The organism is Flexivirga oryzae (genome assembly GCF_014190805.1).
Classification (GTDB): domain Bacteria; phylum Actinomycetota; class Actinomycetes; order Actinomycetales; family Dermatophilaceae; genus Flexivirga; species Flexivirga oryzae.
In genome coordinates this window covers 827,533-839,222 of sequence record NZ_JACHVQ010000001.1, presented here as the reverse complement: position 1 = coordinate 839,222, position 11,690 = coordinate 827,533, and the positions used below count along the sequence as shown (strand labels likewise).

The window sequence follows — 11,690 nt, the reverse complement described above, 5'->3', positions numbered from 1 at the left end:
CGACGGCATGCTGAGAACCTATATCCGGCTACCGTGCCGAGCCCGACCGGACCACCGAACGCAGCGTCCGCAGCGCGACGGACAGCGGGGCGAGGCCGGCCTCGTCCAGTTCCGCGACACCGACGAGTGCCTGCTGAGCACGGTTGATCGACTCGGTGTTCTCCGCAGCCCACCGGTCCAGCCGCTGCTCCGCGGTCTCCTCCGACGGGGTGTCGGCGATGACCGCCGCGGTGAACGAGTCGAGCACGGCATACAGGTCGTCACGGACCGCACCGCGGGCCAGCGCGTCCCAGCGGTCGTCGCGCGGCAACCGCGAGACGGCCGACAGGATCCGGTCGATGCCGAGCCGCTCGGAGAGCATGAAGTAGACGGCTGCGACGTCGGCCACCGGTGTGTCGGTGCTGATCGCCTGCTCGGTGATGTCCAGCAGCGAGTAGGAGTCCAGCAGGGCGGCCGCCCAGCCGGTCAGCTGCGGCGGAACACCGCCCTCGCTCATCTCCTCACGCCGGGACCGCCAGCGCTCGCGTTCGGAGCCCTGCAGCAGCTCCGGCAGCTTCGGGGTGAGTTCCCGCATCACCGGTTCGAAGCGCTCGATCTCGCTCGTGACGTCCAACCGTGCCGGCCTGCTGTGCACCAGCCAGCGGGTCGCCCGGTCCAGCAGCCGGCGGAACTCCAGGTAGAGCGTGGTCTGCGCGTCGGTCGGGACCTTGTTGTCCAGGGCCTCCACCTGCTTGACGAACTCCGCGAGCCCGAACACCTCCCGCGCGACCACGAAGGCGCGGGCGATCTGCTCCGGCCCGGCCCCGGTCTCCTCGGCGACCCGGAAGGCGAACGTGATGCCGCCCCGGTTGACCATCGAGTTGACGACCTGGTTGATCACGATCTGCCGCCGCAGCGGGTGGTCGGTCAACTCGGCGGAGTACTGCTGCCGGACGGGCGCCGGGAAGTATGCCGCCAGACGGTCGCCGAACCACGGGTCCTCGGTGAGGTCGGAGTGCGCGAGGTCGGCCTTCATCGCCAGCTTCGAGTAGGCGACCAGGACCGAGAACTCCGGGGAGGTGAGCCCGTCACCGGCAGCGGACCGCTGGGCGATCTGGGTGTCGCTGGGCAGGAACTCCAGCTCGCGGTCGAGCTCGCCCCGCTGCTCCAGCCAGTGGATCAGCCGCTGGTGCACCGGGAGCATCGCGTGTGTCTGGGCCCGGGCGTTGCCGAGCAGGACGTTCTGCTCGTAGTTGTCCCGCAGCACCTGGTCGGCGATCTCGTCGGTCATCGAGTGCAGCAACGTGTTGCGCTGCTCCAGGTCGAAGCGGCCCTGGCGCATCAGGTCGGTGACCAGGATCTTGATGTTGACCTCGTGGTCGGAGGTGTCCACCCCGGCGGAGTTGTCGATGGCGTCGGTGTTGATGCGGACGCCGCCCTCGGCGGCCTCGATGCGGCCCAGTTGGCTGGCGCCCAGGTTGCCGCCCTCACCGACCACCTTGACCCGCAGCTCGTTGCCGTTGACACGGATCTGGTCATTGGCGCGGTCGCCGATGTCGGCGGCCGTCTCGGCGGACGCCTTGATGTAGGTGCCGATGCCGCCGTTCCAGAACAGGTCGACCGGCGCCAGCAGGATCGCTCGCATCAGCTCGTTCGGTGTCAGCTTGCTGACGTCGTCGGCCAGCCCCAGTGCGGCCCTGATCTGCGGGGTGATGGTGATCGACTTCGCCGTGCGCGGGTAGACACCGCCGCCCTCGGAGATCAGCGATGTGTCGTAGTCGCCCCAGGAGGACCGCGGCAGGTCGAAGAGCCGGCGCCGTTCGGCATACGAGGTAGCGGCCACCGGAGTGGGGTCGACGAAGATGTGCCGGTGGTCGAACGCGGCGACCAGCCGGATGTGCTCCGACAGCAGCATGCCGTTGCCGAAGACGTCCCCGCTCATGTCGCCGACGCCGACGACGGTGAACTCCTGCGTCTGGGTGTCGACACCGAGCTCGCGGAAGTGCCGCTTGACCGACTCCCACGCACCGCGCGCGGTGATGCCCATCGCCTTGTGGTCGTAGCCGGCCGAGCCGCCGGACGCGAACGCGTCGTCGAGCCAGTACCCGTAGGACTGGGCCACGCCGTTGGCGATGTCGCTGAAGGTCGCCGTGCCCTTGTCGGCGGCGACCACCAGGTAGGTGTCGTCCGGGTCGTGGCGCACGACGCTCTTCGGCGGGACGACGTCACCGGAGACGAGGTTGTCGGTGACGTCGAGCAGACCGGAGATGAACAGCTTGTATGACGCGATGCCCTCGGCCATCCAGGCCTCGCGGTCGCTCGGGTCCGGCAGCCGCTTGGCGACGAAACCGCCCTTGGAGCCGGTGGGCACGATGACGGCGTTCTTGACCATCTGCGCCTTGACCAGGCCGAGGATCTCGGTGCGGAAGTCCTCCGGCCGGTCGCTCCACCGCAGGCCGCCTCGGGCGACCATGCCGAACCGCAGGTGCACGCCCTCGACCCGCGGGCCGTAGACCCAGATCTCGAACTTCGGCTTCGGGCTCGGCAGCCCGGGCACCGACGCACAGTCGATCTTGAAACTCATCACCTGGCTGGGGCGGCCGTCCTCGTCACGCTGGAACGCGTTGGTGCGCAACGTCGCCCGGATGACACCCATCATCGTGCGGATGATGCGGTCGTGGTCCAGGCTGCTCACCTCGTCCAGGCGCGCCTCGATGCCGGCCACCAGCTCCGCCTCGGCCGACTCCCGGCCGTCCGCCGCCTGCGCCGGGTCGAAGCGGGCGTCGAAGAGGTCGACGAGGGCGCGCGCGAGGTCGACGTTGGCCCGCAGCGCCTGCTCGATGTAGTTCTGGCTGAAGGTGAACCCGATCTGGCGCAGGTACTTGCTGATCCCACGCAGCATCATCACCTCCCGCGAGGTCAGCCCCGCCTGCAGCACGAGCGCGCCGAGGCCGTCGCTCTCGGCGTCGCCCTCCCACGCGTCGCTGAACGCCTGCTGGAAGCGCTCACGCACCTCGGTCGTCGACGCGTCGTCGGTGCCCCAGACGTCCTCGCCGTCGGCGCGCAGGCCGAAGTCGTAGATGTGCACGACGACGCCGTCGGCGCGCTTCATCGAGTAGGGCCGCTCGTCGGTGACCTTGACACCGAGATTGGTGAACACCGGCAGGACGTCGGTGAGGACCACCGGGTCGCGGCGGAACAGTTTGAACCGGCGGTCCCGGGCGTCGGCGCCGGGGTCCCGGTAGAGCGTCAGCAACGTGTGGTCGTCGGACTCCAGCGCCTCGATGCGCCGCAGGTCGGCGACGCCCTGCCGGGGGCTGAAGTCCTCCTTGTACGCCTCCGGGAAGGCGCGGGCGTAGAGGCTCATCACGCGTGCGGAGGCGTTCTCGCCGTCCTCCTCCAGCGACACCTCGCCCAGGCGTTCGTCCCAGCTCAGGCTGCTCTCCAGCAGCTTGGCCTGCAGATCCTGCTCGTCCACCTCCGGGACCTCGGACCCCTGCGGCAGGCGCACCACGAAATGGATCAGCGCCAGGGTCGACTCGGCGATGCGGGTGGTGTAGTCGACCGCTTCGGCGTGGTAGGCGTCGCGCAGCAGGCGCTCGATGCGCAGCCGGACGCTGGTGTTGTAGCGGTCGCGCGGCAGGTAGACCAGCACCGACACGAACCGGCCGAACTCGTCGACGCGTGGGAACAGCTGCGACTGCCGGCGCTCCTGCAGTCGCAGGACCGTGGTCGAGATCTCGTAGAGGTCCTTGCTGGAGGTCTGGAAGAGCTCGTCGCGCGGGTAGTTCTCCAGCACCTCCAGCAGGTCCTTGCCCGAGTGGCTGTCCGGCGAGAAACCGGTGCGCGCAAGGACTTTCGCGACGCGTTCGCGGACGACAGGCACCCGGCGCACCGACTCGGTGTAGGCGCTGGAGGTGAACAGGCCGAGGAAGCGCTTCTCCCCGGTCACGTTCCCCTGGGCGTCGAAGGTGCGGACGCCGATGTAGTCCAGGAAGGACGGGCGGTGCACCGTCGCGCGCGAGTTCGCCTTGGTGATCGTCAGCAGCCGCGGCTGGCGGGCGGTCGCCCGGCCACGGGAGCTGAGCTTGCTGAACGACTGCGAGGACGGCTTGTCGTAGCGCAGGATGCCCAGACCGGACCCGGTCTTGACCCGCAGCACGTCCTCGCCGTCGACGGTGTCGAGGTTGTACTCGCGATAGCCCAGGAAGGTGAAGTGGTTGTCGGCCAGCCAGCGCAGGAAGCCCTGTGCCTGCTCGACGGCCTTCGACGGGACCGAGTCGGGTCGTTCCGTGTCGAGATCGGCGATGATCTGCTCGCACTCGTCGTGCATCTTCGACCAGTCGTCGACCGCGTTGCGCACATCTCCGAGGACGCGCTCCACGTCGGCGACCAGCGCGTCGTCGGCGGCGTCGTCGACGCCCAGGTCGATCTCGAAGTGCATCCACGACTCACTGGCCGGCGCCAACCCGTCCGCACCCGGCTCGGGCAGCGTGTCGCTGTCGTAGACCTGCACCAGCTTTCCGGCCGCGTCGCGCTGCACGAACAGCTGCGGGTGGATCACGGCGTGCACGGCGCGGTCGTGCCGGTTGAGCTCGGCGATCACCGAGTCGACGAGGAACGGCATGTCGTCGGTGACGATCTGCAGGATGGCGTAGGGGCAGGACCATCCATCGGACTCGACGGTCGGGTGGAAGATGCGCACCTTCGTGGTGCCGGGCGCCCGGTCGGTGGCCAGCTCCTTGTGCGACAGCAGTGTGCCGCGCAGCCGGTCCGGGCCGTAGCCGACGATGTCGTCGTCGGCCACATGTCGGTAGTAGCGCTCCAGCAGCCACGTGGGGACGTCCCCCTCGTGCTCCTTGGAGCATTCACGCAAGATTTCTGAACGGGTAACGGTGTCCACGGACATAGTTGTTCTTCGGCCCTCGTCGCGACTCTCGGAACGACGTCGTTGTCGCCCCACGGCTGAGGGTAGTCCCGAGGGTGGCCTGGGACACACCCGGGAGCGAAGGCTGTCGGGTATGTCGTGCACAGCCCACGGGCGCGGCTTGCGCGAATGGGTGCCCGCGGCGTTAGTCTGCCGGGGATGCAGACGAGCGACCTGACCCGAGGAGTCGCACTGCTGGTGCCCCGTCTGCTCAGCATCCAGGCGGATCCGGCCGAGTTCGAGACGGCCGACGCGGTCTCCGATGCGATCGAGCGTTCCGCGGAGGCATTGCTGCGCTGGCACGACGAGTTGGCCGACATACGCAGCCACAGCGTCCCGTCGTCCTCCGGTCCTGACCCGGTCCTGCTGGACCACGCCGCGAATCGCCCCGCGCACGCGAGCCCGCGGCTGGCGGAGCGGGTCCACGCAGGCGGCATACCGGCGGACCCGGCCAGTCTGGAGTACGCCGCCGGCGAGTTGCACAGCATCTGCGAGACGATCAGGCGGACGGCCGCTGGGTGTCCGCGCGAGCCGATCGCGGTTCGTGGCAACGAGATTGCCGACGCGCTGGATCGGCTGTCCGGAGCGTTGCGGGCGCTCGCCGACACCCTGCGCGGCGAGGCGCGACGGCTCGCCGACGACGTCGTCGGCGGGGCCGACCAGGTGCTCGCGCGCGTGGTGCGCGCCGAGCACGCGGCGCGCCTCACCGCCGCTACGACGCTGGTCGCCGGAGCTTCCCACTAGTCTCCTGCCCATGAAGATCCAGGAGAAGTGGACGTACGACGCTCCGGCGGACCGGGTGCTGCAGATGGTGCTCGACCCGAAGTTCCAGGAGGCCAAGTGCGCGGCGGCGGCTGCCCTGACCTACTCGGCGTCGGTGGAGGAGCAGCCATCGGGACACGTCGTGAAGACCGAGCGGGAGATGTCGACCGACGGCTTCCCCGACAACGTTGCGCGCCTGGTCGGAAAAACCTTGCAGATCATCGAGACCCAGCGGTGGGGCGAGCCGGCCGAGGACGGCTCGTGTACCGCCGACCTCGACGTGTCGATCAGCGGCCTGCCGATCCGTTACACCGGCACCATCGAGTTGACTGCGAACGGTGACACCACCGGGATGAACGTGCAGGGCGACCTGCGCGCCAACATCCCGCTCTTCGGCGGCAAGATCGAATCCGCCGCAGCCCCAGGCATTTCCAGCGGTGTGCGGATCGAGGCCGAGACCGGTCAGAAGTACCTCGCCGGCTGACCCACCACCTGCTCAGCCGGCGAGGGCACGCGCGAGCGACGCCACGATCTTCGGGCGTAGCTCCGAGGCCGCGACCACCTCGTCGACCGAACCGACCTGCACCGCACGGTGGATGTCGTGCACGGAGTCGAACTCCGCGGCGACCTCGGCGATCTTGGCGGACCGCAGGTTCGCCTGGAGCTCGGCGAGTTCGACCGCCAGCGCTGCGCGTTCGGCACCGTGCGCACCGTCGATGCGCTGCTGCAACTCCGCCAGCGCCGGGTCCGCGGCGGCACGCTTGGCGACCTCGGAGGAGAACACCACCGCGGCCGCCGGCGCACCACCCAGCACCGACGCGAACGAGCCGTCGACGGCGAGCACGGTCATCTGCGGGTTGAGCCGCTTGGAGAAGACCACGAAGGCGCCGCCGTGGTAGCGGGAGATGACGCAGAAGACGATCGGGCCCTCGAAGTTGACGATGGCCCGGCCGATCTCGGCGCCGTACTCCAGCTGCAGGTTGCGCATCGACTCCGGTGAGCCGTCGAAGCCGGACAGGTTGGCCAGCACCACGACCGGGCGGTTGCCGGACGCCGCGTTGATCGCCCGCGCGACCTTCTTCGACGAGCGCGGGAAGAGCGTGCCCGCGGTGTAGGTATCCGGGCCATCGGTGGGTGGGAACCCTTGGCGGGCAACGGGTTTGGACTCGATGCCGATCAGCGTCACCGGGAACCCACCGATGCGTGTGTCGACGGTGACCGCGGTCTCCGCATCCGCCATACCCGCCCAGCGCTCGAGCATCGAGTGATCCTGGTCGGCCACCGCACGCATCACGCTGCGTATGTCGAACGCGCGCTTGCGGTCCGGGTTGAGTTCGCGGGAGAAGATGTCGCCGACGGTGTCGAAGTCACCCTCGTGCGGACTCGTCGAGATGTCCCGGTCGACCGGGTCCGAGGTGTGCGAGCGGCGCGGCCCCGACTCCCCCGGCACGACATACGTGTGCTCGTAGTGGTGCATCAACAGACTCAGCGCGGCCGCGAGGTCGGGCACCCAGTACTGGGCCTGGCCGTTCGGGCCCATCACCCGGTCGTAACCGCCGATGCCGAAGTTGTCCTCGGCCGACACACTGCCCGCGAAGTCGAGCGTCTGCTTGCCGGTCAGCACCATCGCACTGTCCGGTGTCATGACCAGGATGCCCTTGGTGTGCATGAGCATCGTGGCCTCGGCGTTCCAGTAGGGCTGGCCACCGACGTTGATGCCCGCGACGACGATGTTGATCTCACCGCCCGCCTGGGTGAACTCCACGATGCGTTTGAGGCCGACGGCGACCCAGTCGAGGTTCTCGCTGCCGCTGCGCATGGAGACGCGCGCACCGGCGGAGACCGCGAACCACTCGACCGGCACCTGCATTCGCCGGGCGAGGTCGAGCGCTGCCACCACCCGGCTGCACTCCGGCTCGGCGAGCGCGCCCAGCGACTTGATCGGGTCGCCGGCGAGCACCACGCGGGTGACCCCTTCGGGGTAGAGCTCGGTCGGTGTGCTGACGACGCCGACGACGATGCCCGCGGTGTTCTGCCCCCGCGGCCGGTCGACCGGCACCAGGTTGTTGCCGTCGTCGAAGTCGTATTCGACGAACGACCCGCTCCCGGCGAGCGACGGCTCCAGTTCGTAGGGGTAGACCAGCCCGCGGCGACGGGCGCGCAGCACCTTGGCGGCGTAGTCGTCCAGCGGTGCCAGCGGCTCGGTGGGCGGCTCGATGACATCGGCGGACACACCCGCACCGGGTGTGGCGTGGAAGCGGATCGCGATCGGGACCGGGTTGCCGTCCGCGTCCTCGACCCGGCCCTGTGCGAGCACCTCTTCGATGCCGGCACCCTCGGTCAGCGGGGTGATCTTGGACTGCAACGCCGCCAGGTGCGCGATGTCGGCCTCGACCGGCGGCCAGACCGTCACCCACACGTGGTTGACGTCCAGCGGCGACCGGCCGCGCCCGTGGGAGGCACGCACCCGCCGGATCGCCTCGAGACAGTTCTCGACGGCACGCTCGGCGTGCGGCAGGGCGACGACCTTGCCCGCATCGTCGCGGACGACGGCGAGCTGCCGGACCTGTGCCAGGGCGACCAGCCGCCGGTCCGAGGGGTTGCTGCGGGCGACACAGTCGAGCAGCAGCACGTCCTCGGGTGCTTCCAGCCGGGTGACGTCGAACTCGCGCAGGCGCCAGAGGTTCAGCCGGCGGCCGACCATCGGGTGCATCCCGCGCACGACGTCGTCCTCGCGCCAGCTGCCGTCGTCGGCCGGGCGGAACGTGAAGTAGTCGACGGCCCGTGGTGCGGGCGGGCACACGGCGAACGACACCCGGCGCGGGGTCGGCGCGAACGGGTGCTGCGGCAACAGGTCGAGCAACGCGTCGCGGACGGCCTCCGGCTGCTCCGGCAGGTCCGGCCAGCGCAGATAGATCTCCACGACGTTGTCGTGGTCGGTCGTCAGCAGTTCGCTGATCTCCGCCGACAACGAGCCGTCGCGCAGCTGGCCGATGTCGCCGACGGTCGTCACGACCCGGGTCTGGCCGTGGGTGTCGGACTGGTACTCGGCGCGCGCCGCGGGTCGCCCGGCGCCCTGCGCGGTCCGCAGGTCGCGCAGCTGGTACTCCAGGTAGTGCCGACGGATCAGCACCTCGAGCATCGGCTCGTAGGCGCTCTCGATGGTGCTCGGCTGCGCGTAGAGCCGGTCACGCAGGAACCCCACCAACTGCTCCGGTATGGCGGTCAGCGCCCCGATCCGGGCGTCACGGTCCGGGGCATCGGGGTCGGTCAGGGCCTGGATCTCATCGGCCACCCCGCCGAGCACACTGGACCGCTCCTCGTCGACGATCGGCTGGTCGAACCAGCCGAACCGCACCGACCGGGCGACGTCGCCGACCACGGAGAACCGGCGCTGCGTCGCACGCACCACTCGTTCCAGCAGCGCACGTGCCTCCGAGGTGTCGGTCGGTGCCGGCACCGACAGCCAGCTCCGCAGCAGCTGGACCGCGACGTCGACGTCGCCGACCTCCTGCTGGGCCAGGAAGATCCGGAACAACGCCTCCTCCAGCTGCGGCGTGCGGTCCAGGGCTTCGATGCCGTAGTGCCGCAGCACGCGCAACAACCTGCACCGGAACGACTCGGGCAGGTCACCGCGCTCGAGATCCAACGTGCGCAGATAGGTCCGGAAGTGCTCGCGGGAGCTGTGCACCCGCAGCTCGGCGTGGTTCTCCTCGAGAGCCGGGCGGTTGCGGCTGAGTTCGGCGAAGTCGGCGAACATGTCCAGCAGCGCGAGCTCGTCGGCGCTCGGCGGGGCCGAGGTGTCCCGCTCGTCCAGGTAGGCGTGCAGCGTGGCGAGCCGGTCAGGGGCGCTGACGTCATACCCCATCAGCGCGGAGCGCAGCGTGCTCATCGCGGCGGCGTCGCGCTCGGCCCGGGTGCGCACGCGTCCGTCGGTCGGCAGCCCGAGGTCGCTCTCGGCGACCTCGACGGCGGCTTCTTCCTCTTCCCCGGTGGGCTCCAACCGGACCAGTGCGGCACCGGTCTCGACCTGGGTGCCGGCGTGGACGAGCAACTCCTTGATGCGGCCGCTGAACGGAGCCGGCAGCACCGTCTCCATCTTCATCGACTCCAGCACCAGCACGGGCTCGCCGGCCGCAACCTCGTCGCCGACGGCCACCGGAGTCGCGACGACCAGCGCCGGCGCGGGTGCGCGCATCACGCCGCCCTCGTCGCGGCTGATGCGATGGGTGACGCCGTTGACCTCGATCAGCTGGCTCGGGCCGTGCGACGCGCTCACCACGCGGAACGCCTCGCCGTCGACCACGAGCCGGCTGTGCACGTCGTCCAACCGGTGCAGCGACGCGCCCACCGTGCGGGTCGTGGCACCGCTCGTCACGGTCACCCGGTAACCGGCCGGGCTGACCCGGCGAACGGTCACGGCGAACGTCTCGCCGCGCAGTTTCAGCTCCGTGGTGCTGTCGGGGTCGTGGTGCACCTGCGGGCGGCCGCCGTATGCCGTGTCGAGGAACCCGGCGATCTCGGCGCGCTCGCTCTCGGCATACCCCTCGATGGCGGCGGCGACGAGTGCGACGCCGGCGTTCGGGTGGTCGGCCAGCCGGCCCGCGGAACGCATCCGGTCGATCCAGCCGGTGTCCGCCCACTCGGGCTCGCCGCGGGTGATCTCGGGCTGGGCGAGCAGCTCGAGCACGAAGCTCTTGTTGCTGACGCCGCCGTCGATGATGACCGTGGTCTCGTCCATCGCCCGGCGCAGTCGCGCGAGCGCCTCGTCCCGGTCGGCGCCGTGGGCGATGATCTTGGCGATCATCGAGTCGAAGTCGGCCGGGATGGTGTCGCCCTCGGACACGCCGGTGTCGACGCGTATGCCGGGCCCGGCGGGCAGCTCCAACCGGCTGATCCGGCCGGGGGCGGGTGCGAAGTCGCGGTCCGGGTCCTCGGCGTTCAACCGGGCCTCGACGGCGTGGCCGCGCTCGGCCGGACGCTCCCCCGCGAGCGGCTGCCCGGCGGCGACCTGCAACTGCAGCGCGACCAGGTCCAGCCCCGTGACGGTTTCGGTGATCGGGTGCTCGACCTGCAGACGGGTGTTGACCTCCAGGAAGGCGAAGGTGCGTTCGCCCGGGTGGTAGAGGAACTCGACCGTGCCGGCGCCGCGGTAGTCGACGGCGAGCGCCAGGCGTTCGGCGCTCGCCTTCAGCTCACCGGTCTGCTGCTCGTCCAGCAGTGGCGAGGCGGACTCCTCGATGATCTTCTGGTTGCGGCGTTGCACCGAGCAGTCACGCACCCCGACCGCCCAGGCGGTGCCCTGGCCGTCGGCGATGACCTGGACCTCGACGTGGCGCGCACCGGTGACGAGCTTCTCCAGGAAGACCACCCCGGACCCGAAGGCCCGCTCGGCCTCGTCGCGGGTGCGCTGGTAGGCGTCCTCGAGGTCGCCGGGGCCGGAGACCTTGCGTATGCCGCGCCCGCCGCCACCCGCCGTGGCCTTGAGCATCAGCGGGTAGCCGATGCGTTCGGCGGCGTCGAGGGCGTCCTGCAGGGTGTCGACCCCGCCGCGGCTCCACGGGGCGACCGGCACGCCGACCTCTTCGGCGATCAGCTTGGAGCCGATCTTGTCGCCCAGGCGGCGCATCGCCTCCGCCGACGGACCGATGAAGACGACCCCCAGCGACTCGCACAACTCGGCGAACGCCGGATCCTCCGCGACGAATCCCCAGCCGACCCAGCATGCGTCGGCGCGGGTCTCGGTGAGCGCGCGCTCCAGCGCCGCCAGGTCGAGGTAGGGACGGTCTGCGGCGGCACCCAGCAGGTGTGCCTCGTCGGCCTCACGGACGAAGGCGGCGTCGGCATCCACGTCGGTGTGGAGCGCGATGGTCCGCAGTTGTTGCGCGTCTCCTGCGAGGGCACGCCGGGCGTTGACGTCTCGCACCGCGTGGACGAGGCGCATCGCGGCCTCTCCACGGTTGACGATGGCGATGCGGTTCATGGTTCGGGGGACGGATTGCACAGTGCGACTTTGCCATCT

General features: G+C 70.1%; 4 protein-coding genes. 2 read left to right on the top strand and 2 right to left on the bottom strand.

The genetic code is table 11. The features are described 5' to 3' along the window. Positions 1-28 precede the first annotated feature (28 nt). The gene (locus FHU39_RS03750; protein WP_246336155.1) at positions 29-4,855 is read right to left on the bottom strand and encodes an NAD-glutamate dehydrogenase; all 4,827 of its coding nucleotides are present in this window, start codon (positions 4,853-4,855) and stop codon (positions 29-31) included. A gap of 210 nt (positions 4,856-5,065) precedes the next feature. Here FHU39_RS03750 and FHU39_RS03745 point away from each other — a divergent pair, with 210 nt between their 5' ends. Together FHU39_RS03745 and FHU39_RS03740 are read left to right on the top strand one after the other, a co-directional pair. Next, positions 5,066-5,650, top strand: a complete 585-nt coding sequence (locus FHU39_RS03745) for a hypothetical protein (RefSeq protein WP_183319096.1) — start codon at positions 5,066-5,068, stop codon at positions 5,648-5,650. A gap of 10 nt (positions 5,651-5,660) precedes the next feature. After that, positions 5,661-6,152 (top strand): DUF2505 domain-containing protein, encoded by a 492-nt coding sequence (locus tag FHU39_RS03740; RefSeq protein ID WP_183319094.1) that lies wholly within the window; start codon positions 5,661-5,663, stop codon positions 6,150-6,152. 12 nt (positions 6,153-6,164) lie between these two features. Here the strand turns inward: FHU39_RS03740 and FHU39_RS03735 are convergent, their stop codons facing one another. Further along, positions 6,165-11,651: an ATP-binding protein gene (locus FHU39_RS03735; protein WP_183320871.1), complete on the bottom strand. Its 5,487-nt coding sequence runs from the start codon at positions 11,649-11,651 to the stop codon at positions 6,165-6,167. Positions 11,652-11,690 lie beyond the last annotated feature (39 nt).